This is a genomic window from Microbacterium sp. HA-8, assembly GCF_046111165.1.
Lineage (GTDB): Bacteria > Actinomycetota > Actinomycetes > Actinomycetales > Microbacteriaceae > Microbacterium.
This window is the reverse complement of sequence record NZ_CP162025.1, coordinates 1,559,619-1,582,209: the sequence shown is the minus strand read 5'-3', so window position 1 is coordinate 1,582,209 and position 22,591 is coordinate 1,559,619. Positions and strand designations below refer to the sequence as shown.

Here is a 22,591-nt window from a genome sequence, read left to right as displayed (position 1 = left end):
GTCGGCGGGCGCAGGGCGCGGCGGCGGACGGGAGGCGGTCAACATTCCGGAGAGATTGGGCCCCTAACCCCGGACGGGTCCGTCGTTTCGGGGACGGCGGCCGCCGCTCCGCCCGTTGATCCGGAATGTTGCTTCACCCGACGGGCCACCGGCGGGGACCGAGGTCGGCGCCGGCGGCGCCGCGAGTGCCTACTCGCGCAGAGTCGCGCCGAAGCGCTCGGCCGCGACGGCGACTCCCGCCAGGCGCGCCTCCGAGGCCTCGCCGGCCGTCAGCGTGCGGTCGGGCGCGCGGAAGCGCAGCGCGAACGTCAGGCTCTTCGACCCCTCCGGCACGCCCTGCCCCCGGTAGTCGTCGACCAGGCGCAGCGACTCCAGCAGCTCGCCCGCGCCCTGGGCGAGGGCATCGCGCACCGCCGCGGCGGGCACATCGGCCCCGACGACGAGCGAGACGTCCTGCGTCGCGGCAGGGTAGGTCGACAACGAGGCCGCGACGACCTTCTCGCCCGCGAGCGAGAGCAGCAGGTCGAGATCGAGTTCGGCGACCACGACACGACCGGGAAGATCGGATGCTGCAGCCACGGCCGGCAGCAGTTCACCGACATAGCCGACCTCGACACCGGACACGGACAGCGCGCCCGTGCGTCCGGGATGCAGCGCGGCACGCCGGCCCTGCGCGACGTCGATCGACACACCCGCAGCGGCCGCGACGACGCGCACCGCATCGAGCGCCTCGGACAGGCCCGCCGGCTCTGCGGCCCGGGCCGGCTGCTTGGGCGCGACGTTTCCGGTCAGCAGGACCGAGACCAGGCGCGGCTGCGGCGGGATCGAGGCGTCGAGCGCGGCGAGGGTCGCGGCATCGGGCCGCACGGCGAGCGGCGGCACACTGTCGGTGCCGTAGGCGACACCGGGCTCGGGCGCGAAGACCGATCCGACCTCGAACAGCGCGAGGTCGGTGAGGCCGCGGGAGAGGTTGCGGTGCGCCGTCGCGAGGAGCCCCGGCACGAGGGAGCGCCGCAGGAAGGGCGCCTGGCCATCGAGCGGGTTCGCGAGCTTCACGCTCGCGACGCCCTCGCCCGATGCCGAACCGTGCAGATCGTTCGCGTCCGCGGTCGTGAACGGGAACGAGGGGGTCTCCACGAAACCCGCCGCGGCGAGCGCGTTGGCGACGCGTCGGCGGCCCTGCTGCGCGAGCGTCAGCCCGCGACCCGAGGGCGGCGTCGGCAGCACGGAGGGGATGCGGTCGTATCCGCTGATGCGGGCGACCTCCTCGGCGAGCGTCCATTTGTCGGTGAGGTCGGGCCGCCATGACGGCGGGATCACCGCCCACCCGGACGCACCCTCGTGCACCTCGCAGCCGATCATCCGCAGGGCGTCCTCGACCTCGACGGCGGTGTAGTCCACGCCGATGAGCCCCTGCACGAATCCGGCGGGCAGGTCGACGCCGGCGCTCTCGTGTTCGCCGTGCAGTGCGCCGCCGAGCTCGTCCGCCGTTCCGCCCGCGTACTGCACCATGAGATCGACGACGCGCTGGGCCGCGACGGCCGCGACGAGCGGGTCGACGCCGCGTTCGAAGCGCCGAGAGGCTTCGGAGGGCAGCTTGTGCCGGCGCGCGGTGCGCGCGATCGAGACGGTGTCGAAGATCGCGGCTTCGACGAGCACGTTCGTCGTCGCGTCGCCCATCTCGGTCGTGCCCCCGCCCATCACACCGGCGAGGCCGATGGGGCCCGAATCGTCCGTGATGAGCAGGTCCTCGACGTGGAGCGTGCGCATCTGGCCATCGAGGGTCGCGAGCTTCTCCCCCGGCTCGGCCCGCCGTACCGTGATTCCGCCCGAGAGCCTGTCGAGGTCGTAGCCGTGGATGGGGTTGCCGAGCTCGAGCATGACGTAGTTGGTGATGTCGATCAGCACGCCGAGCGAGCGGATGCCGGCGAGGGCGAGACGTGCGATCATCCAGGGCGGAGTCGGGGCCCCGGCATCCACCCCGCGCACGACGCGCGCGATGAACTCGGTCGCCCCCACGCGGCCCCGGATCGGGGCGCGATCATCGATCACGAGGGCGAAGCCCGTGCCGGCATCGTCGACGTCGCGCAGTCCCGGGTCGGTGAAGGCCGCGCCGGTCGCGTGCGAATACTCGCGCGCGACGCCCCGGATCGACAGGGCGTAACCGCGGTCGGGCGTGACGTTGATCTCGACCGCGACGTCGTCGAGGCCGAGCAGGGCGATCGCGTCGGTGCCGACCTCGGGGTCCAGGCCCAGTTCGCTCAGGCGCAGGATGCCGGAGTGCTCCTGGCCGAGGCCGAGCTCCTTCGCCGAGGCGATCATGCCGTCGGAGACGTGGCCGTAGGTCTTGCGCGCGGCGATCGGGAAGGGGCCGGGCAAGACGGAGCCCGGCAGCGTCACCACGACCTTGTCGCCCTCGAAGAAGTTGCCGGCGCCGCAGACGATCCCGCGGGGCTCACCCTCGCCGACGTCGACCTGGCACCAGCGGATCGTCTTGCCGTTGGACTGCGGCTCCTCGACGAACGAGAGCACGCGGCCCACCACGATCGGTCCCGAGAGGTCGAAACGGTGCACGTCCTCCTCCTCGAACCCGACGGAGACGAGAGAGGCCAGCACGTCTTCGGGCGCAGCATCCGCCGGCACCTCGACGTACTCACGCAGCCACGACAGCGGAACGCGCATCAGACCACCATCCCGAACTGCTCGCTGAAGCGGATATCACCCTCGGCCATGTCGCGCATGTCCTGCACGTCGCTGCGGAACATCAGCGTGCGCTCGATCCCCATGCCGAACGCGAAGCCCGAATACACCTCGGGGTCGATGCCGGCGGCGCGCAGCACGTTGGGGTTGACCATGCCGCAGCCGCCCCACTCGATCCAGCGCGCGCCGCCCTTGAACGTCGGGTGCCAGAGGTCGAGCTCGGCCGAGGGCTCGGTGAACGGGAAGTAGTTGGCGCGGAAGCGCGTCTTCGCCTCGGGGCCGAACAGCACGCGTGCGGCGTGATCGAGCGTGCCCTTGAGATGCGCCATCGTGATGCCCTTGTCGATGACGAGGCCCTCGAACTGCGTGAACACCGGCAGGTGGGTCGCGTCGAACTCGTCGGTGCGGTACACGCGGCCGGGGCACAGCACATAGATCGGCAGGTCGCGCTCGAGCATCGACCGCACCTGCACGGGGCTCGTGTGCGTGCGCATCACGAGGTGGCGCGCGACGGGGTCGACGAAGAACGTGTCCTGCATCTGACGCGCGGGGTGATCCTCGTCGAAGTTGAGCGCGTCGAAGTTGAACCACTCGTGCTCGAGTTCCGGGCCCTCGGCGATCTCCCACCCCATGCCGACGAAGATGTCGCTGACCTGGTCCTGCAGCAGGGTGAGTGGATGCCGCGCCCCGACGCGCGTGCGCGAGGCCAGTGCCGTGATGTCGATGCGCTCGGCCTCGAGCCGCGCGGCCGTCTCGGCCTCGGCGAGCTCTGCCTCGCGGGCGGCGAGCGCCTGGGTCACGGCGCCGCGCGCCTGACCGACGAGTTTTCCGAACTCGGCCTTGTGCTCCTTGGGCACGTCGCGCATGCGGGCGTTCAGCGCGGCGAGCGCGGATGCCTCACCCTGGTGGGCGGCGCGTGCGGCCTTGAGTTCGGCGGTATCGGAGGCTGCCGCGATGGCCGCGAGGGCGGCATCCACGGCATCCTGAACCGCCTGGGGCGTGATCTCGGGAGTGTCAGACACGAGAGGCGAGTCTACCGGGGGCGGATGACTGGGCCCCGCTCCCGGAATCGTCAGATCGAACCGCCCGTGCGTTCGGACGTGCGCGCCATGCCGGAGGCCTGCGCCATGAGGATCGCCTGGTCGGGATCGATGTCGCCGCCCTTGCCCTTCTTGCCGCGCGTGCCGCCGCTCGCCGTGCGTCGCGAGAGCCAGCGCGCGAACCACGAGAGCGAGAGGTTGATCGCGAGGTAGATCACCAGCGTCACGACGAAGAGCGAGAAGAGGTAACGGTTGCCGTAGAAGGAGGCGAGGTTGTTCATCGTCGTGCGGATCAGCTCGTTGTAGCCGACGATGTAGCCGAGCGAGGTGTCCTTGAGCAGCACCACGAGCTGGGCGACGATGATCGGCAGCATCTGCCGGAACGCCTGAGGAAACTCCACGAGGATCTTGGACTGGAATTCGCGCATGCCCACCGACAAAGCCGCCTCGCGCTGACCGCGCGGCAGGGCCGCGAGGCCCGCCCGCAGCGCCTCGCCGATGAGCGTGCCGTTGTAGAGGATGAGGGCGATCACGACCGCCCAGAACGCCTGGGTCGATGCGACGAGCAGGATGAAGAGCATCATCAGCAGCACGGGCATGCCGCGGAAGAACTCGATGAAGACGGCGGTGGGCACACGCACCCACGCGATCGACGAACTGCGCATGAGCGAGAGGGCGATGCCGAGCACGATCGCCCCGACGGCGGCGACCGCCGCCGCCCGCAGGGTGCCGAGCACGCCCTGCCCGATGAAGCTCCACACCTGCGGGTCGGTGAAGATGTCCCAGCGGGTCGGCGAGAACATGCCGGGCACGATGATGCCGCCCGACGTCCGGGGCGCCGCGAGGATCACCACGACCCAGGCGACGAGACCGAGGATCAGGACGAGCCCGATCAGCGAGACGATCAGCGAGATGCGGCGGGCGCGGGGACCGGGGGCATCGAAGAGGACGCTCGAGCCGCTCATCGCCGAACCACCAGCTTTCGTTCGAGGGCGCCGGCGAACAGGCCGAGCGGAACGGTGACGACGAGGTAGAGCGCGGCCGTGACGAGCAGGATCGGGATCACGATGTTGCCGTTGGCGTTGGTGAGCTCACGCGTGGAGGCGAAGAGCTCCGCGACGAAGAAGCCGCCCGCAACCGAGGTGTTCTTGGTCAGCGCGATGAAGACGTTGATCAGCGGCGGGATGGTCATGCGGAACGCCTGGGGCAGCACGACGAGGGAGACGCTCTGTCCGAAGCCGAGCCCGATGCTGCGCGCCGCTTCGGCCTGACCGACGGGGACGCCGTTGATGCCCGAGCGCAGGGCCTCGGCCACGAAGGGCGAGGTGTAGTAGGTGAGCGCGAAGATCGCGAGCGCGACGTAGGGAAGACGAAGCCCGAGGAACGGGACGATGAAGGCGAAGAAGAAGAAGACCAGTGTCAGCGGTGTGTTGCGCGCCACCTCGGTCCACACCGACGCGAAGACCCGCAGCGAGGCCACGGGCGAGATGCGCATCGCCGCGATGACGGTGCCGAGAACGAGCGCGAGCACTCCCGAGACGGCGAGCAGCAGCAGGGTGACCCTGAAGCCCTCCCAGAACTCGGGGGCGAGCGAGATCAGCTGTTCCACTGCCCCTCCTTCCTTCGAAACACGGGACCGGGATGCCTCGGGTCGGCGTCACGGCCGGCCCGAAGCATCCCGGGTCACTCAGTAGCGGTCGGGTGCCGGCGGGTCGACGAACGGGAGGATGGTGCCCGCGGTCGCGTTCCACGCGTCCTCGTACCGGCCGTCCTCGTACGAGGCCTCGAGCACGTCGTTGATCCACATCCGGAACTCGGTGTCATCCAGCGCCAGGCCGATGCCGTAGGGCTCGTCGGTGAAGGGCTCGCCGACGACCTTGAACTCGCCCTCGTTCTGCGCCGCGAGGCCCGCGAGGATCACGTTGTCGGTCGAGACGGCGACGACGGCGCCGCTGCGCAGGGGCTCGAGGCAGTTCGAGTAGGTGTCGGTGAGCAGCACCTCGGCGCCGAGCTCTTCGAGGTTCGCCGCGGGAGTCGAGCCCGTGACGGAGCAGACCGGCTGGCCGACGAGGTCCTCTTCGCTCTCGATGTCCTCGTTGTCGGCGAGGGTCAGGATCGACTGGCCGGCCATGTAGTACGGACCGGCGAACGAGACGACCTCCTTGCGGGTGTCGTTGATCGTGTATGTCGCGATGACGATGTCGACCTGGCCGTTCTCGATGAAGGGCTCGCGGTTGGCCGAGACCGTCTCGGTCCACTCGATGTCCTCTTCGGCGATGCCGAGTTCGGCGGCGATGATCTTGCCGATCTCGACATCGAAGCCCTCGGGCACACCGGAGGGGCCCATCAGACCGAACAGCGGCTGGTCGAACTTCGTGCCGATGGTGATGGTGCCGGCCTCGGAGAGCTCGGCCATCGTCGTGCCGGCCTCGAACGAGGGCGCCTCTTCGGGCTCGACCGAGGTCTCGCCGCCCGTCTCGGCGCCGCCCGCGCACGCCGTCAGTACCAGTGCTCCCGCGGCCGCGAGGCCGATCAGGGAGAGTCTTGATCGCTTCATGTCCTACCTGTCCTTTGCTGTGGGGGCCGCGGGGTGGCGGCCATCTCGTAGGGTCCCGGCCGCTGCGGCGGCCAAGTCTTCTCAGTGATCGAGGATCTTGGAGAGGAAGTCCTTCGCGCGCTCGCTCTTGGGGTGGGTGAAGAACTGCTCGGGAGTGGCCTCCTCGACGATCGCGCCATCGGCCATGAACAGCACCCGGTCGGCCGCCTTGCGGGCAAAGCCCATCTCGTGCGTCACGACGATCATCGTCATGCCGTCGGCCGCGAGGCCGACCATGACATCGAGCACCTCGTTGATCATCTCGGGATCGAGCGCGCTCGTCGGCTCGTCCATGAGAATCACCTTCGGATCCATCGCGAGCGATCGGGCGATCGCGACGCGCTGCTGCTGACCGCCCGAGAGCTGATTGGGCATCTTCTTCGCCTGATTGGCTACGCCCACGCGATCCAGGAGGGCCATCGCCTTCTCGTCGGCCGCCTTCTTCTTCATCCCGCGCACCTTGATCGGTCCGAGCGTGACGTTCTCCAGCACGGTCTTGTGCGCGAAGAGGTTGAACGACTGGAAGACCATCCCCACGTCCGCGCGCAGCTTGGCCAAGCCCGATCCCTCTTCGGGCAGCTTCGCCCCGTCGATCGTGATGATGCCGGAGTCGATCGTCTCGAGCCGGTTGATCGCCCGGCACAGCGTCGATTTGCCGCTGCCGGAGGGCCCGATGACGACGACGACCTCGCCGCGGTCGACGACCGTGTTGATGTCGCGGAGGACGTGCAGATCACCGAAGTGCTTGTCAACGTGCTCAATCACGACCAGGGGCTCGCCTCGACGTGCGGAGATGTTCGATGTCTTCGGCTGCACATCGCTCTGGCTGACCATGACGTTCAGACTATGCACAGCCCACGTCCAGGGTCAGTAGGTTGACACGACCTTTACCGGACCGTAACAGGAGCGCGGATGCTGCCTCAGCTCGCCGCGGACCGCTGGGCGAATGCGCTCTCGTACAGGCAGACACTCGCCGCAGTCGCGAGGTTCAGCGACTCCGCGCGCCCGTAGATGGGCAGGCGCAGCGAGGCGTCCACGAGGGCGAGGGACTCGTCGGTGAGGCCGCGGGCCTCGTTGCCGAACAGCCACGCGGTCGGCGACGACAGCATCCCGTCCGCTCTCGCCTCGAGCAGATCGGCGCCCTTGACATCGGCGGCCACGACACGGAGGCCGCTCTCTCGCGCCCGGGAGATCACCAGGTCGAGGTCGCCCCCGAGCGCGATCGGCAGATGGAAGAGCGACCCGGTGGTGGCCCGCACGACCTTGGGGTTGTAGGGATCGACCGTGCGCCCGGTGAGCACCACGGCGTCGGCGCCCGCCGCGTCGGCGGCGCGGATGATCGTGCCGAGGTTTCCGGGATCACGCACCTCCTCGCAGATCGCGACCAGCCGCGGCCCCGCGGCGAACACATCGCGCACCGAGACGGGGAACTGCCGCGCGACGGCGACGACACCCTGCGGCGTCACGGTGTCGGCCATGGCCTCGATCACCGGCTCCGTCGTGAACTCGATGGCGCACGAGGCGTCGGCGGCGAGATCGCGCACGTCGCCGTGCTTCTCGAGAGCCGTCGGCGTCGCGTACAGATCGACGATCGCCTCGGGGCGCCAGGTCAGCGCCTCGCGCACCGCCTGCGGCCCCTCGAGCAGGAACAGCCCCGTCTCGTCGCGGGCACTGCGCTTGCTCAGTTTGGCGACGGCGCGCACGCGCGGCGAGCGCGGATTCTCCAGCACACGCCCAGTCTAGGCAACCGGGCTCGTGCGACCGGCGCACCCCACACGGCCATCGCGGCTCGCTATGCTTCGCTCGGCGGATCCCGCCGAACCTTGATCGAGAGGCACGTCATGTCGTTTCGTTATGGACCGGTGGAGCTGTACCTGGTGGGCTTCGACGGCGACCGTCCCGAGCCGGGCGTCGTCGACGCGCTGCAGAGCCTTGTCGGGTCGGGACTGATCCGGCTGCTCGACCTCGTCATCCTCTCGCGGGAGGAGGACGGATCGGTCGAGGTCATCGAGATCGAGGACGACGATGACGGCTTCGGGTTCGGGGACATCGAGCTCGCCGAGACGGGGATCGCCGGCGACGAGGACATCGAGGAGCTCGCCGAGTTGCTCGAGCCCGGAACGTCGGCCGCGCTCGTCGCGTTCGAGCTCGTCTACGCCCGGCAGCTCGCGGGCGCGCTCGCCGACTCGGGAGCCGTCGTCCTGAGCGCCGAGCGCATACCCGCGCCCGTCGTGAACGCCATCATGGATGCCGACGACGACGTCGACGCCGACTGAGCGAAGGAGAACACCATGCGACGATCCGGACGACCCGGACTCATCGGACTGGCCGCACGAACCGCGGTCGTCGCCGGCACGGCGAACGCCGTCGGCGGCGCGATGGCCGGCAACCGCGACCGCAAGGCGCAGGCACAGTACGAACAGCAGCAGTACCAGGCCGCCCAGCAGCAGGCGGCGATGGATGCTGCCGCCGCTCGCGCAGTCGCTCAGGCGCAGCCCGCCCCGGCCGCCCCTGCGGCTCCCACCGCACCCGCCGCCGCAGGCCCCGCCACCGCCGGTGTCGACATCGTGGCGGAACTGCAGAAGCTCGCCGCGCTGAGAGAGGCCGGGGTGCTCACCGACGACGAGTTCAGCGCGGCGAAGGCCCGGCTGCTCGCCTGATCGGGAGCCCGCCGGGTCAGAACCCCGACATCCTCATCCAGGCGGCCTTGCCCTGTGCGCGAAGCGCGGCCGCCCGCGGGTCGAGGGCCGCGTCGTCACCGACGCGCTTCATGTCGTCGCGCTGGCGCGGACGGCGGCGAAGCACCGCACGACCGACGAAGGCCGCGGCCCAGCCCGCGGCCGCCACCACGGCCAGCACGATCAGTGATCCCATGCGTCAAGGGTAGGCCCGCGAGGCGGCCACGGGGCAGAAAAGACCCCCGTTCTCCGGACGGAGAACGGGGGTCTTTCTGCACGATGTTGCTCGTGTGCTTACGCCGAAGCCTTCGGAGCCGAGGTGTCGGCGGGCAGCGCGGCCTTGGCCGTCGCCACGAGCGACGCGAAGACGGCGGGCTCGTTGACCGCGAGCTCGGCCAGCATGCGACGGTCGACCTGCACACCCGCGAGGCCGAGGCCCTGGATGAAGCGGTTGTACGTCAGACCGTTCTGACGCGATGCGGCGTTGATGCGCTGGATCCAGAGGCGACGGAAGTCGCCCTTGCGCTTGCGACGGTCGCGGTACGCGTAGACGAGCGAGTGGGTGACCTGCTCCTTCGCCTTGCGGTACAGGCGCGAGCGCTGCCCGCGGTAACCGGAGGCGCGCTCGAGGATGACGCGACGCTTCTTGTGGGCGTTGACTGCCCGCTTGACTCTAGCCATGTGTCTTGTTTCCTATCCTGATTCGGCGCGCTCAGCGACCGAGAAGCTTCTTGGCGACCTTGGTGTCGGCCTTCGACAGGACCTGGTCCTGGTTCAGGCGACGCGTGCGACGACTCGCCTTGCCCTCGAGGTTGTGGCGCATACCGGCCTGCTGCTTCTTGAGCTTTCCGCTGCCGGTGATCTTGAAGCGCTTCTTGGCACCCGAGTGGGTCTTCTGCTTCGGCATCTCGTTTTCCTTTGCTGAGGCCCCGAAGGGCGTCGTGGGTGTGCACCCGCTGAGGCGGGAGTCGTATGGAGTCCTACTCGACGACCGATTCGGCCGTCTCGGACTCGGGCTTGGGACCGCGAGCCTCGCGCGCGGCCTGCTTGCTCGCGTCGCGCTTGGCGTTCTGCTCGGTCTTCACCTCGGACTTGTTCTTGTGCGGGGCGATGACCATGACCATGTTGCGTCCATCGATCGTGGGGCTCGACTCGACCGTGCCGAACTCGGCGACGTCCTCGGCGAACTTGCGCAGCAGGCGCACGCCCTGGTCGGGACGCGACTGCTCGCGACCGCGGAAGAGGATCATCGCCTTGACCTTGTCGCCGGTCTTGAGGAAGCCCTCGGCTCGCTTGCGCTTGGTCTCGTAGTCGTGGTCGTCGATCTTCAGACGGAACCGGACCTCTTTGAGGATGGTGTTGGCCTGGTTGCGGCGTGCTTCCTTGGCCTTCTGCGCTGCTTCGTACTTGAACTTGCCGTAGTCCATGATCTTGACCACGGGCGGCTTCGAGTTCGGAGCCACCTCGACCAGGTCGAGGTCGGCTTCTTGCGCCAGGCGCATCGCAACCTCGATGCGGACGACACCGATCTGCTCTCCTGCGGGGCCGACGAGTCGGACCTCGGGGACGCGGATGCGGTCATTGGTGCGGGGATCGCTGATGCGGAACTCCTTGTGATCTGTGGGAGCCGCAGGGCGGAGCCGAGCGGCGAGGCCACCCGGATACGAGGGTCGGATCCGGGTGAAAGGGGACGCCGCATTCCACCCGGCGCGCGGTACATCACAGAGCCCGCCGGCTTCGTGCCCTGGCAACCGGGCCTCTCTTGCGAGACGGTCCGGCGGAGCACGTGGACCCGGTAGCCTGGTGAGCGGCCGACGCGGGTGGGATGCGAATCCTCTTTCGAACCGGGACAGAATGCCCCGGAGCCCGCCATAGCTTAGCAGAGAGTGACGCGTGACCACGATTCCCGGCGACCATGACCGCAGCACCCCCGCGACCGGGGCCCCGACAGGCCCCGACGCCGCACGTCAGGCCCGGTGGGAGGAGCAGGAGCGCGCCGCATCGTCGGCCACGCGCGACATCGCCGATGTCGCGGCGGTCGAGGTCATCACCACGACGGCGGTCCACCTGCTCAGCGCCGCGGCCGTCAAGGTCGGATTGGCCGATGACCCCGAGAGCCAGCGTGACCTCGACGAGGCGCGCAAGCTGATCAACGCCCTCGCGGGCCTGATCACCGCGGCGGCTCCCGACGTGAGCGACATGCACGCTCGCTCCCTGCGCGACGGCCTGCGTTCGGTGCAGCTGGCCTTCCGCGAAGCGTCGACGATCCCCGACCCGATCGGCAAGGGCCCGGGCGAGAAGTGGACCGGACCGGTCACCTGATCGTGCGGTGAATCACCGGCCGCCCGAGCGCGGCTCCTTCGCACTGTCACGTCGGCGGCAGCGCCCGCGCGACCGCCGAGACGGTCTCGGTCACGGCCGTTCGATCCGTGGCCCAGTTGCTGACCGAGAACCGCAGGACGTCGCGCCCCCGCCACACCGAGGAGGAGGCGAAGGCGACTCCCTCCGACCGCAGTCGCTCCCCGAGCGCCCGCGTGCCCGCGTCGTCATCGAGGGCGATGCAGACCTGCGTGAAGACGACGTCGTTGACCACGTGCACCCCCGGCACAGCGCCCAAGCGCTCGGCGAGGCCGCGCGCCCGGCGGACGAGTCCGTCCACGAGGTCTGCCACTCCCTCCGAACCGAGCGCGCGCAGCGCCGCCCACACGGGAACGCCACGCGCGCGCCGGGAGAGCTCCGGCACCACCTGGTGCGGGTCCGTGGCGGTGTCGGACGCCGTCTCCAGCAGATAGCTCGCGTGCGTGCCCATCGCGGCGCGAACGGCCACGGTGTCGGAGACGATCGAGATGCCGCAGTCGTAGGGCACGTTCAGGGTCTTGTGCGCGTCGGTGGCCCAGGACTGCGCACCTCTCACGCCGCGCATGAGCGCGCGCACGCTGCTGCCGGCGGCGGCCCACAGACCGAAGGCACCGTCCACGTGCACCCATGCCCCCGCGCGCCGCGCGATCGGGACGGCGGTGTCGAAGGGGTCGAAGGCGCCCGAGTGGATGTTCCCCGCCTGCAGCACGACGATCGCCGGTCCCGCACCCTCCCCCAGCGCCCGCTCGAGGGCACGGGCCTCGAGCCGGCCCTGGTCATCGACGGCGATCGGCATCGGGAGCCCGAGACCGAGCATGCGCAGCGCCAGATCTACCGATCCGTGCCGCTCCGCCCCGGCGAAGACGCGGATCACCGGGGCGCCCGTGAGACCGTGGACTCCGACATCCCACCCCGCATCCGCGAGCACCCGGTGCCGCGCTGCGGCCAGACCCGTGAGGTTCGCCGTGGTCGCCCCCGTCGTGAATCCCACGTCGCTGCCGCACGGCAGGTCGAGCAGATCGAGGATCCACCGGCCCGCGGCTTCCTCGGCGGCGACGACACCCGTCGTGACATCGCGCATCCCGGCGTTCTGGTCCCACGCGGAGACGAGCCAGTCGGCCCCGAGGGCCGCCGGCAGCGTGCCGCCCATCACCCAGCCGAAGAAGCGCGGCGACTGCGAGGCCATGAGCCCCGGCTCCACCGCGTCGGCGAGCATCTGGACCACCTCATCCGGACCGGCACCCCGCGACGGCAGATCGCCCCCCAGCGCGGCGGCCACCTCTGCGACGGTCGCTCGGGCCGGAATCGCGTGATCGGCACGGCCATGCAGCCAGGCGAGGGCACGATCGGAGGCCGTCGCGAGCGCGGCGGCGTAGTCGGCATCGATCGAAGGATCGAATGTGTGCGTCATGATCCCCTCCGGGGCGGCCGCGTCTGGGCAGGCGCGCGCGCCGTGGATCAGGAGGCGGGCGGGGCGGATCCTGATACGAGCACGACGCTCAGGGAGTCCACGAGCGTGGCGATGCGGTCATCCGCCGCCCAGCGCTGGGCGAGTCGGCCCAGCACCGCATCCAGCTCGTGGCGCTCGAGGCCCTGCAGGAGCCGCAGCCGCACGACCGTCTCGGGGCCGCGCATGCGCGCGTCGGGATCGCCGGCGGCCAATTCGACGTCGAGGGCGGCCAGCTCGGAGGCGATCGACTCCAGGAACGCGGTGCGCACCGGCACGGAGGTGTGCGGCGGCATCCACGCCTCGCCCTGGGCGAGCGCCCACACGGCGGGGCGGCGGATGACGAACTCGGTCTCGGAGCCGGGGTCGACCACGATCAGGTCGGTGCCCTCGCTCACCGCTGCCTGAGCCACGCGCAGGACCGGTGTGGGGATGGGGCGGGCGGTGGCGTCCCACGCCGTCATCGCCGTGACGCTGCTGAACGCCGGGAGCACGGTGCGGCCGTCGGGGGCTGCCACCGTGACGATGGAGAGCTCCTGCGTCTTGTCGACGACGTGACCGTGGGGCGAGAGGCCCTCGTCGCCGCGCTCAGCGACGAGGGGGATCAGCAGTCGTTCGTCGCGCAGCGCCTCGATGACGCCCTCGGGCCCGGTCTCACCGGCGCGGAACGCGGCGATCGCTCCGAGGAACGCCGACGGGGCTGTTCCGTCGTCGCCCGCGTGGGTGTTGGGCTGGAACGCGCGCCCCTGCCAGGGCACACCCGCCGAGTCGCCGGCGGGCGTGCAGTCGTCGCGGTCAGCCGGCCGCGACATCCAGCGCCTCGGCCAGCGTGAACGCACCGGCGTAGAGCGCGCGGCCGACGATCGCGCCCTCGACGCCGAGCGGGACGAGTTCGCGCAGGGCCGCGATGTCGTCGAGGTTCGACACACCGCCGGAGGCCACGACGGGCTTGGGTGTGCGCGAGGTGACCTGGCGCAGGAGATCGAGGTTCGGTCCGCGCAGGGTGCCGTCCTTCGTCACGTCGGTGACGACGTAGCGGCTGCATCCGGCGGCCTCGAGACGCTCGAGCACCGTCCACAGGTCGCCGCCCTCCTCGGTCCAGCCGCGGGCGGCGAGGGTCGTGCCGCGCACGTCGAGCCCCACCGCGATCGCCTCGCCGTAGCGGGCGATGACGTCGGCTGCCCACTCGGGATTCTCGAGCGCCGCCGTGCCCAGGTTGATGCGCGCGGCGCCGCTCTCGAGTGCCGCTTCGAGCGAGGCGTCGTCACGGATGCCGCCGGAGAGCTCGACCTGGACACCCTTGACCTGCTTGATCGCCTTGCGCAGGACCGCGGCGTTGTTGCCGCGCCCGAAGGCCGCATCGAGATCGACGAGATGGATCCACTGAGCACCCTGGCGGGCGAAGTCGACCGCCGCATCGACGGGATCGCCGTGGAAGGTCTCGGTGCCGGCCGCACCCTGCGTCAGTCGCACCGCCTTGCCTGCGGAGACGTCGACGGCGGGGAGCAGGACGAGCTGGGGCGTTGCGGCGAAATCGTTCATGGATCCTCGTGCGAGTGGCGGATGACCCCGGATGGGCACGGGGCGGGTGCCGGGCCGACCCCGCCCTGCGGGCGAGTGGGCACGAAGCCTAGATCCTAGCCAGGCTCAGGCCGTCGATCCAATTCGCGAGCAGACGGATGCCCGCCGCGCCGGACTTCTCGGGATGGAACTGGGTCGCCGACAGCGGGCCGTTCTCGACGGCGGCGAGGAACCGCCCGCCGTAGTCGGTCCATGTCAGGTGCGGCTTCGGGAAGGGCGGCTGCACGTCGAGGAGCCACTGCTGCACGCCGTAGGAGTGCACGAAGTAGAACCGCTCCGCTTCGAGGCCGGCGAACAGGCGCGAACCGGGGTCGGGGCGGACCGTGTTCCACCCCATGTGCGGCAGCACGGGTGCGTCGAGTTCGGTCACGGCGCCGGGCCACTCCCCCATGCCCTCCGTGTCGACGCCGCGCTCGACGCCGTGTTCGAAGAGCACCTGCATGCCCACGCAGATGCCCAGCACCGGCCGGCCGCCGGCGAGGCGACGTTCGATCAGCCGGTCGCCACCGGAGGCCCGCAGTGCGCCCATGACGGCCGCGAACGCGCCCACACCCGGCACGACGAGCCCATCGGCCTCTAGCACGAGCGCGCGATCGTCGGTGAGCCGGGCGTCGGCCCCCGCGGACTGCAGCGCCTTGACCGCGGAGTGCACGTTGCCGGATCCGTAGTCGAGCACCGCCACGAGCGGGCGCGGCCCGTCGGGCACGATGTCTCCCGGCATGTCGGGGGACGTCACAGCGCACCCTTCGTGCTCGGGATGCCGTGCACCAGCGGATCGATCGCCTTGGCCTGGCGGAACGCGCGCGCGAAGGCCTTGAACTCGGCCTCCGCGATGTGGTGCGGATCGCGGCCGGCGAGGAGGTTGACGTGGACCGTCAGACCGGCGTGGAAGGAGATCGCCTCGAAGACGTGGCGCACGAGCGAGCCGGTGAAGTGACCGCCGATGAGGTGGAACTCGTACCCCGCGGGCTCACCTGCGTGCACGAGGTACGGACGGCCCGAGATGTCAACGACCGCCTGCGCGAGGGCCTCGTCGAGCGGGACCAGGGCGTCACCGTATCGGGAGATGCCCGCCTTGTCGCCGAGAGCCTCGCGGATCGCCTGTCCGAGCACGATCGCGGTGTCCTCCACCGTGTGGTGCACATCGATCTCGGTGTCACCGGACGCCCGGATCGTCAGGTCCGTCAGCGAATGCTTGGCGAACGCCGTGAGCAGGTGGTCGAAGAAGGGAACCGTCGTGTCGATGCGGCTGACGCCGGTGCCGTCGAGGTCGAGGTCGAGTTCCACCGTCGACTCGCTCGTGCGACGGGTGCGGCTGGCCGTGCGGGCGCTCATGACTGCGATCCTAGCGACGCGAGCTGATCGAGGAACTCGGTCGTCTCGTCCTCGGTACCGGCCGTCACGCGGAGCGTGCCGGGCAGGCCGACGTCGCGGATGAGCACCCCCCGCTCGAACAGAGCCTGCCACGTGGCGTGCGGGTCGGCGACAGCGCCGAAGAGGATGAAGTTGGTCCAGGACTCGTAGGGCTCGAAGCCCAGCGCCGAGAGGGTCGCCCCCATCCGGTCGCGCTGCGCGACGATGTCATCGACCATGCCGAGCATCGTGTCGGCGTGTCTCAGCGCACCGAGCGCCGCCGCCTGCGTGAGGGCGCTCAGGTGGTAGGGCAGACGCACGAGTCGCAGGGCGTCGACGAACGCGGGATCCGCGGCGAGATAGCCGACGCGCGCACCCGCGAAGGCGAAGGCCTTGCTCATCGTGCGCGACACGGCGAGCCGCGGCCGGTCGTGCAGCAGCGTCAGTGCGGAACGCTGGTCGTGCGGGGCGAACTCCCAGTAGGCCTCATCGACGACCACCACGCCGCGAGCCGCCTCGTAGACGGCCTCGATCACGGGCAGCGGCAGGGGGGTGCCCGTCGGATTGTTGGGCGAGCACAGCAGCACCACGTCGGGATCGGCATCGGCCACCTGCTCGGCGGCGGCCTGCGGATCGAGCGTGAAGTCGTGCGCGCGCTCCCCGGCGACCCACTGGGCGCCCGTGCCCGCCGTGAGCAAGGGGTACATCGAGTAGGTCGGGCCGAAGCCGAACACGCGGCGGCCCGGACCTCCGAAAGCCTGCAGGATGTGCTGCAGCACCTCGTTCGAGCCGTTCGCAGCCCACATCTGGTCACGGGTGAGGCCGTGACCCAGGTAGTCCGCGAAAGCCTCGCGCAGTGTCACGAACTCGCGGTCGGGGTACCGGTTCACCTCGCGCAGGGCGACAGCGATGCCGTCGAGGATGTCGTCGGCGACCTCCTGCGGAACCGGATGCGTGTTCTCGTTGACGTTCAACGCGATGGGAACGGCAGCCTGAGGAGCTCCGTAGGGCCGCTGCCCGCGCAGGTCGTCGCGGAGCGGAAGGTCATCGAGGGATGCAGTCACCCGATCAATCGTAGAGCGCACCCGCCGCGCCCCGACGAGTCAGGAGGCGTACGTGACGGGTCAGGATGCGTACTCCGCGGGGAGGGAGAGCACCTGGCCAGCGCGCAGGGTCGAGGTGTCGAGCGCGTTGAGCCGCGAGATCGCGTCGACGACGTCGCGCGGGTCGGCGCCGGGTGCCACGCGCTGAGCGAGCGACCAGAGAGAATCGCCGGGCAGGACGGTGACGGCGGTGAAGGCCGTCTCCTCGGCGCCCGCGTCGCGTGAGGCGAGAGCGGAGCCGCCGCTGATGACACCGAACGAGAGCACGGCCGCGAGCGGAATCGCGACGACGGCGGCGAGGACGCGCCGGCCCCGTGTCGTCAGACGAAGGCGCGTGTTCGGTGTCGTGATCGTTGCGGCGGTCATGGTGTCCTCCTGGGGCGTGTGCCGTGTGTGGTGCCGGGAGCGCGGGGACGAGGATTCGAAGACTCCGTCCCGACGTCCGCATCCGGACCTCGGCCGGGAGGTCCGGATGCGTACGTGCGTTCCGAAGTTATCTTCGATATCGCCTCAGGTCAAGCTGTTCTTCGAACTTCGTCACCGCGATGCACCCGACACGCTCGAAAAAATGTGCCGAAGACTCCCGCGGATCGGATAGCCTGCAAACGGCTCCGACGAGCGCGGACACAGTCCAGTAGGGGCCACCGACATTCGAAGCCGACAACGGCGGGAGGAGAGTCCGATGGCACTCGAGAACGAGGTCACCGACGGCGGAGCGGAAGCCGCGCCGGCCCCCGAGGCGAAGCCGCGCACACGCCGGCGCAAGAGCCTCAGCGACAAGCAGATGGCGATCCTCGAGGTCATCCAGCGCGCCGTCCAGGCGCACGGATACCCGCCCAGCATGCGGGAGATCGGCGATGCCGTCGGGCTGCGCTCGCTCTCCAGCGTCACCCACCAGCTCAACCAGCTCGAACTCTCCGGCTATCTGCGGCGCGATTCCGGCAAGACCCGTGCCATCGAGGTCCTGATCGACCTGCCCGGCGTCGCCGCCGAGAATCCCGCCGACGCGGCTCCGCCGATGGGCGATGCCGCCCTCGTGCCGCTCGTGGGGCGGATCGCCGCCGGCGTGCCGATCACGGCCGATCAGCAGGTCGAGGAGATCTTCCCGCTCCCTCGGCAGCTTGTCGGCAAGGGCGAACTGTTCATGCTGCGGGTGTCGGGTGACTCCATGCTCGACGCCGCCATCTGCGACGGCGACTGGGTCGTCATCCGCTCGCAGAGCACCGCCGAGAACGGCGACATCGTCGCCGCCATGCTCGACAGCGAGGCGACGGTCAAGACCTTCCGCCGCCGCGACGGCCACACCTGGCTCCTGCCGCGCAACTCCGCCTTCGAGCCGATCCTCGGCGACCATGCCACCGTGCTCGGCAAAGTCGTGGCGGTCCTTCGAGCTGTCTGAGTCCCGGTCGACGGCGACTGTGCCGAACACTCCCCGCGTAGCCTGAGACCATGCCGACCCTGCCCTACGGATCCTGGCCGTCGCCGATCGAGGCTGCGGAGGTGGCGGCCTCGTCACCGCGCATCGACGGTGCCCGCTTCGTGGGCGAGGACATCTGGTGGAGCGAGTCGCTGCCCGGTGAACGCGGCCGCACCGCGATCCTCAGCGTGGGCATCGGCGGCGGCGACACAGCGCCCGAGGTCCTGCTTCCGGCGCCCTGGAGCGTGCGTTCCCGGGTGCACGAATACGGGGGCGGCGCCTGGGCGGTGACCGACGAGGGATCGCTCGTGTTCGTGGAGCATTCCGACCAGCGCGTCTGGCGCATGGCGCCGGGCACCGAGCCCGAGCCGCTCACCCCCGCCGACACGGGAGCGCGCTTCGGCGATCTCGTCTGCAGCGGAGATCGCCTGCTCGCCGTGCGTGAGACCCACGACGACGGCGCGGCCGCCCCGCTGCGCGACATCGTCTCCATCGCCCTCGACGGCTCCGGCATCCACGTGCTCGCCGCCGGACGCGGCTTCTACGCGGCGCCCGCGCCGAGCCCGGATGGCCGGCTGCTCGCGTACGTCGCCTGGGATCATCCCGACATGCCGTGGGACCGCACGGATCTGCAGATCGTCCCCCTCGGCGCCACGACGACGCACGCACCGAGGACGATCGCCGGTGGGCCCGGCGTGTCGGCGCTTCAGCCCGAGTGGTCCGGCGGCGCGCTGCTCTACGCCTCCGACGCGAGCGGGCGCTGGCAGCTCGAGCGGCGGCGCGCCGACGGCGACGAGCCGGGCGACGAGCAGCAGCTCACCTCGGGTGACGCCGACACCGGCGGGCCGCTCTGGAACCTCGGCGCCCGCTGGTACGCCCCCCTCGCGGACGGGCGCATCCTGGCGGTGCGCACCCACGGACGCGACACCCTCACGATCCGTGCGGCCGACGGCACGGGCGAGCGCGTGCTGGACGTGCCGATCTCGGCGCAGATCCTCGTACGCGACGTGCGGGGTGCCCGCGCGCTCGTGACGGGCGCGGGTGCGAGCGCCCCGATGGGGCTCTGGCTCGTGGATGTCGACGACCCGGGCGCAACCCGCGCTGTCCGCGGGGGCGCACTCCCGCGTGACGAAGCGTGGTACCCGCGGGCCCGCGCGATGACCTTCACGGGTCCGTCCGGTCCTGTGCATGCGTTCGACTACCCGCCCACCAACCCGGGGACGCACGCGCCCGAGGGCGAGCGGGCTCCGTACGTCGTCACCGTGCACGGCGGCCCGACTGCGCATGTGGCGGGCGAAGTGAGCCCCGCGGTCGCCTATCTCACCAGTCGCGGCATCGGCGTTCTCGACGTGAACTACGGCGGATCCACCGGGTACGGCCGCGCCTACCGGGAGCGTCTGAAGGGGCAGTGGGGCATCGTCGACGTGCAGGATGTCGTGGCCGCGGCCTCGGGACTGGCCGACGCCGGCCTCGCCGATCGGGCGCGGACGGCCATCAAGGGCGGGTCGGCAGGCGGGTGGACGGTGCTGGCAGCACTCACCGGTTCCGACGCGTTCGCGGCCGGGATCAGCCGATACGGCGTGGGCGATCTCCGCGCCCTCGCCGCGGACACGCACGACTTCGAGGCGCGGTACCTGGACGGCCTCGTCGGGCCGCTGCCGGAGGCCGAGCAGATCTACATCGAGCGCTCGCCGCTGTCGCACATGGACGGCCTGAGCGCGCCGGTCCTCCTGCTACAGGGCGCGGAAGACCGCGTCGTGCCACCGGCGCAGGCCGAAGCGCTCCGCGATGCGCTGGCCGCCGGCGGCATCCCGCACGCCCTTGTGATATATCCGGACGAGGCTCACGGCTTCCGCCAGGCGGCGACGATCGTGCACGCGCTCGAGAGCGAGCTCAGCTTCCTCGGACAGGTCTTCGACTTCGAAACGCCCGGCGTTCCGACGCTTCCGCTCGAGCGCTGACCCGGCGCTTCGACGGGCTCGACGACCGCGCTCAGCGCAGGAACGGAGCGAGATCGGCCGCCAGACGCTCCGAGACGTGCGCGTGCAGCGCCGTGCCGCCCTCTTCGTGCGCCTCCGACAGGATCAGGCCGGAGTCGTGCGCCGCCGAGACGAGGTCTCCGCGGTCGTACGGCACGAGAGCGCGCACCTCGACCGCCGGCAGCGGCAGCGCCGCCTCGACGACCGATCTCAGCTCGCCGACGCCCTCGCCGGTGCGAGACGACACGAACAGCGCTTCGGGCTCGAGGCCACGCAGCAGGAGCCGGTCGTCGTCACCGAGCAGATCGGCCTTGTTGAACACGACGATCTCGCGCGAACCCCGTGCCCCGACATCCGCCATCACATCGCGCACCGTCGCGAGCTGCCCCGCCGGATCCGGGTGCGAACCGTCGACGACGTGCACGACGACATCGGCGCCCGCGACCTCCTCGAGGGTCGAGCGGAACGCCTCGACCAGCTGGTGCGGCAGGTTGCGCACGAACCCGACGGTGTCGGTCAGCGTGTACACCCGGCCATCGGGCGTCTCGGACCGGCGCACGGTCGCGTCGAGAGTCGCGAAGAGCGCGTTCTCGACGAGCACGCCCGCGCTGGTGAGCCGATTCAGCAGGCTCGACTTGCCGGCGTTGGTGTATCCGGCGATCGCGACGGAGGGGATCGTGTGGCGCTTGCGCTCGGCGCGCTTGGCCTCGCGGGCAGGGCCGAAATCGCGGATCTGGCGCCGCAGGATGGCCATCCGCGTGCGGATGCGGCGCCGGTCGAGCTCGATCTTCGTCTCACCAGGACCTCGCGATCCCATGCCCGCCCCGCCCGCACCGACCTGACCACCGGCCTGACGGCTCATCGAGTCACCCCAGCCGCGCAGACGCGGCAGCAGGTACTCGAGCTGGGCGAGTTCGACCTGCGCCTTGCCCTCACGGCTCTTGGCGTGCTGGCTGAAGATGTCGAGGATCACGGTCGTGCGATCGATGACCTTGACCTTCACGACATCCTCGAGCGCGCGCCGCTGGCTGGGGGCGAGCTCGGTGTCGGCGATCACGGTGTCGGCACCGACCGCCGCGACCAGGTCGCGCAGCTCCACGGCCTTGCCCCGCCCGAGGTAGGTCGCGGGGTCCGGATGCGGGCGCCTCTGCAGCACGGCGTCGCGCACGATGGCGCCCGCCGTCTCGGCGAGGGCGGCGAGTTCGCGGAGCGAGTTCTCGGCATCCTCCTGCTCGCCCTGCGGGTAGACCCCCACGAGCACGACGTTCTCCAGCCGAAGCTGGCGATACTCGACCTCGGTGACGTCCTCGAGCTCGGTCGAAAGCCCCGGTACCCTGCGCAGCGCGAGGCGGTCCTCGAGATCCCACTGGTCGCCGTCCGTGTCGCCGCCGCGAGCGGTCGAGGTGTCCTGCAGCGCCTGCGCCGCGCCGAAGACACGCACCCCGGAGCGGGCGTCCGCGCGGGAGAGCACGCGGCTGACCGCGTCATCCGTGGCGCCCTCCGGCGAGACGGCGTCGTCTTCGTGTACGGGTTGGATCTTGTCCGTCATGTCTTCCCTTCAGGATGCTGCGGCCCGGCGTCGTGCGCACGTGGCGGCATCCGTCGCCCGCTTCCCCGCGGTGCTCCAGAACTCTAGCCTCCCGCGGCCCGCGGGTCCTCCGCTACGCTCGCTCCCATGGCGAGCGACCACTATTTCTCATCGAGTCCCGCCAGCCCCGAGAATCTGCGCCGTGTGCGCGTGACCCTCGACGGTCGCGACCTCGAGGTGACGACGGCTGGCGGTGTGTTCAGCCCCGACCGGCTCGATGCCGGCACGGCGGTGCTGCTGGCCAATACTCCGGCCGCACCTCCGGGCGGTCAGTTGCTGGACCTCGGATGCGGCTGGGGACCGATCGCTCTCACCCTGGCCCTCCAATCGCCGCACGCGACCGTCTGGGCGGTCGATGTCAATGAGCGAGCCCTCGATCTCGTGCGCCGAAATGCCGCGCAGCTGGGGCTCGAGAACGTCAACGCCGTGACGCCCGACGATGTTCCCGATGGCCTGTCTTTCCGCGGGATCCGCTCCAACCCGCCGATCCGCGTGGGCAAGAACGAACTGCACGGGCTGCTCGAGCGGTGGATCCCCCGGCTGGACGAGCGCAGCGACGCCTGGCTCGTCGTGCAGCGCAATCTCGGGTCCGATTCCCTCCAGCGGTGGTTGGCAGCCACCTTCGACCGCGGCTACAGCGTTCACCGTGCCGCCACGGGGCGTGGGTATCGCGTGATCAAGGTGCGCCGGCACGGCACTCCTCCCACCACCCCCATCACCGTCGTCCCCTGATTCCGGCGCTCCGCGCCAG

25 protein-coding genes are annotated in these 22,591 nt (G+C 70.5%); 6 read left to right on the top strand and 19 right to left on the bottom strand.

The genetic code is table 11. From position 1 onward, the window contains the following. Window positions 1-189 precede the first annotated feature (189 nt). From pheT to AB2L57_RS07505, 7 genes are all read right to left on the bottom strand, one after another. Window positions 190-2,682 carry a phenylalanine--tRNA ligase subunit beta gene (gene pheT / locus AB2L57_RS07535; RefSeq protein WP_292812900.1) on the bottom strand — a complete coding sequence of 831 codons (2,493 nt, stop codon included), beginning with the start codon at window positions 2,680-2,682 and terminating at the stop codon, window positions 190-192. Next, window positions 2,682-3,722, bottom strand: coding sequence for a phenylalanine--tRNA ligase subunit alpha (gene pheS, locus AB2L57_RS07530; RefSeq protein ID WP_292812898.1), 1,041 nt, complete (start codon window positions 3,720-3,722; stop codon window positions 2,682-2,684). The genes pheT and pheS overlap by 1 nt, the downstream gene beginning before the upstream one ends. Before the next feature lie 50 nt (window positions 3,723-3,772). Continuing rightward, window positions 3,773-4,705 (bottom strand): amino acid ABC transporter permease, encoded by a 933-nt coding sequence (locus AB2L57_RS07525; protein ID WP_409048431.1) that lies wholly within the window; start codon window positions 4,703-4,705, stop codon window positions 3,773-3,775. Further along, on the bottom strand, window positions 4,702-5,349 hold the full coding sequence (locus tag AB2L57_RS07520; RefSeq protein WP_292812894.1) for an amino acid ABC transporter permease: 648 nt from the start codon (window positions 5,347-5,349) through the stop codon (window positions 4,702-4,704). The genes AB2L57_RS07525 and AB2L57_RS07520 overlap by 4 nt, the downstream gene beginning before the upstream one ends. A 78-nt stretch (window positions 5,350-5,427) precedes the next feature. Further along, entirely contained in the window at window positions 5,428-6,297 is an 870-nt protein-coding gene (locus AB2L57_RS07515; protein WP_292812892.1) for a glutamate ABC transporter substrate-binding protein, read from the bottom strand. An 81-nt stretch (window positions 6,298-6,378) separates the two neighbouring features. After that, window positions 6,379-7,170: an amino acid ABC transporter ATP-binding protein gene (locus tag AB2L57_RS07510; protein WP_409048430.1), complete on the bottom strand. Its 792-nt coding sequence runs from the start codon at window positions 7,168-7,170 to the stop codon at window positions 6,379-6,381. A gap of 86 nt (window positions 7,171-7,256) precedes the next feature. Beyond that, window positions 7,257-8,066 (bottom strand): RNA methyltransferase, encoded by an 810-nt coding sequence (locus tag AB2L57_RS07505; protein WP_292809788.1) that lies wholly within the window; start codon window positions 8,064-8,066, stop codon window positions 7,257-7,259. 111 nt (window positions 8,067-8,177) lie between these two features. Between AB2L57_RS07505 and AB2L57_RS07500 the strand changes: the two genes are divergently transcribed. Further along, the gene (locus AB2L57_RS07500) at window positions 8,178-8,612 is read left to right on the top strand and encodes a DUF6325 family protein (RefSeq protein WP_292809790.1); all 435 of its coding nucleotides are present in this window, start codon (window positions 8,178-8,180) and stop codon (window positions 8,610-8,612) included. A 15-nt stretch (window positions 8,613-8,627) separates the two neighbouring features. Next, window positions 8,628-8,996 (top strand): SHOCT domain-containing protein, encoded by a 369-nt coding sequence (locus AB2L57_RS07495; protein ID WP_292809792.1) that lies wholly within the window; start codon window positions 8,628-8,630, stop codon window positions 8,994-8,996. Between the two features lie 16 nt (window positions 8,997-9,012). Here AB2L57_RS07495 and AB2L57_RS07490 read toward each other — a convergent pair whose 3' ends face one another. From AB2L57_RS07490 to infC, 4 genes are all read right to left on the bottom strand, one after another. Continuing rightward, entirely contained in the window at window positions 9,013-9,210 is a 198-nt protein-coding gene (locus AB2L57_RS07490; protein ID WP_292809794.1) for a hypothetical protein, read from the bottom strand. Between the two features lie 98 nt (window positions 9,211-9,308). Further along, the gene (gene rplT / locus AB2L57_RS07485) at window positions 9,309-9,695 is read right to left on the bottom strand and encodes a 50S ribosomal protein L20 (protein ID WP_292809796.1); all 387 of its coding nucleotides are present in this window, start codon (window positions 9,693-9,695) and stop codon (window positions 9,309-9,311) included. Between the two features lie 31 nt (window positions 9,696-9,726). Continuing rightward, window positions 9,727-9,921: a 50S ribosomal protein L35 gene (gene rpmI, locus AB2L57_RS07480; protein WP_292809798.1), complete on the bottom strand. Its 195-nt coding sequence runs from the start codon at window positions 9,919-9,921 to the stop codon at window positions 9,727-9,729. Window positions 9,922-9,994: 73 nt separating this feature from the next. Then, a complete protein-coding gene (gene infC, locus AB2L57_RS07475; protein ID WP_292809869.1) occupies window positions 9,995-10,615 on the bottom strand; it encodes a translation initiation factor IF-3 in 621 nt (206 codons plus the stop codon). Window positions 10,616-10,907: 292 nt separating this feature from the next. Here infC and AB2L57_RS07470 point away from each other — a divergent pair, with 292 nt between their 5' ends. Then, a complete protein-coding gene (locus AB2L57_RS07470) occupies window positions 10,908-11,336 on the top strand; it encodes a DUF1844 domain-containing protein (RefSeq protein WP_409048429.1) in 429 nt (142 codons plus the stop codon). Between the two features lie 46 nt (window positions 11,337-11,382). On the opposite strand, the gene AB2L57_RS07465 is transcribed toward AB2L57_RS07470, so the two are convergent. The 7 genes from AB2L57_RS07465 to AB2L57_RS07435 all read right to left on the bottom strand — a co-directional run bounded on the left by AB2L57_RS07465 (window position 11,383) and on the right by AB2L57_RS07435 (window position 17,222). Continuing rightward, window positions 11,383-12,783, bottom strand: coding sequence for a pyridoxal phosphate-dependent decarboxylase family protein (locus AB2L57_RS07465; protein WP_409048428.1), 1,401 nt, complete (start codon window positions 12,781-12,783; stop codon window positions 11,383-11,385). Between the two features lie 47 nt (window positions 12,784-12,830). Beyond that, window positions 12,831-13,631: an SseB family protein gene (locus tag AB2L57_RS07460; RefSeq protein ID WP_292809802.1), complete on the bottom strand. Its 801-nt coding sequence runs from the start codon at window positions 13,629-13,631 to the stop codon at window positions 12,831-12,833. Further along, the gene (gene priA / locus AB2L57_RS07455) at window positions 13,615-14,361 is read right to left on the bottom strand and encodes a bifunctional 1-(5-phosphoribosyl)-5-((5-phosphoribosylamino)methylideneamino)imidazole-4-carboxamide isomerase/phosphoribosylanthranilate isomerase PriA (RefSeq protein ID WP_292809804.1); all 747 of its coding nucleotides are present in this window, start codon (window positions 14,359-14,361) and stop codon (window positions 13,615-13,617) included. Before priA ends, AB2L57_RS07460 begins: the two co-directional genes overlap by 17 nt. 88 nt (window positions 14,362-14,449) lie before the next feature. Beyond that, a complete protein-coding gene (gene hisH, locus AB2L57_RS07450) occupies window positions 14,450-15,121 on the bottom strand; it encodes an imidazole glycerol phosphate synthase subunit HisH (RefSeq protein ID WP_292809873.1) in 672 nt (223 codons plus the stop codon). An 11-nt stretch (window positions 15,122-15,132) separates the two neighbouring features. After that, complete coding sequence (gene hisB, locus AB2L57_RS07445) at window positions 15,133-15,735, bottom strand: imidazoleglycerol-phosphate dehydratase HisB (RefSeq protein WP_292809806.1); 603 nt, start codon at window positions 15,733-15,735, stop codon at window positions 15,133-15,135. Continuing rightward, a complete protein-coding gene (locus tag AB2L57_RS07440; protein WP_292809808.1) occupies window positions 15,732-16,817 on the bottom strand; it encodes a histidinol-phosphate transaminase in 1,086 nt (361 codons plus the stop codon). The genes hisB and AB2L57_RS07440 overlap by 4 nt, the downstream gene beginning before the upstream one ends. A 60-nt stretch (window positions 16,818-16,877) precedes the next feature. Continuing rightward, a complete protein-coding gene (locus tag AB2L57_RS07435; RefSeq protein ID WP_292809810.1) occupies window positions 16,878-17,222 on the bottom strand; it encodes a LysM peptidoglycan-binding domain-containing protein in 345 nt (114 codons plus the stop codon). Window positions 17,223-17,538: 316 nt separating this feature from the next. Here AB2L57_RS07435 and lexA point away from each other — a divergent pair, with 316 nt between their 5' ends. Together lexA and AB2L57_RS07425 are read left to right on the top strand one after the other, a co-directional pair. After that, window positions 17,539-18,255, top strand: a complete 717-nt coding sequence (lexA, locus tag AB2L57_RS07430) for a transcriptional repressor LexA (protein WP_409048427.1) — start codon at window positions 17,539-17,541, stop codon at window positions 18,253-18,255. A 50-nt stretch (window positions 18,256-18,305) separates the two neighbouring features. Further along, window positions 18,306-20,234 (top strand): prolyl oligopeptidase family serine peptidase, encoded by a 1,929-nt coding sequence (locus AB2L57_RS07425; RefSeq protein ID WP_409048426.1) that lies wholly within the window; start codon window positions 18,306-18,308, stop codon window positions 20,232-20,234. A 31-nt stretch (window positions 20,235-20,265) separates the two neighbouring features. On the opposite strand, the gene hflX is transcribed toward AB2L57_RS07425, so the two are convergent. Beyond that, complete coding sequence (gene hflX, locus AB2L57_RS07420) at window positions 20,266-21,801, bottom strand: GTPase HflX (protein ID WP_292809816.1); 1,536 nt, start codon at window positions 21,799-21,801, stop codon at window positions 20,266-20,268. A gap of 126 nt (window positions 21,802-21,927) precedes the next feature. Here hflX and AB2L57_RS07415 point away from each other — a divergent pair, with 126 nt between their 5' ends. Then, entirely contained in the window at window positions 21,928-22,572 is a 645-nt protein-coding gene (locus tag AB2L57_RS07415) for a class I SAM-dependent methyltransferase (protein ID WP_292809818.1), read from the top strand. The last annotated feature ends 19 nt before the right edge of the window (window positions 22,573-22,591 follow it).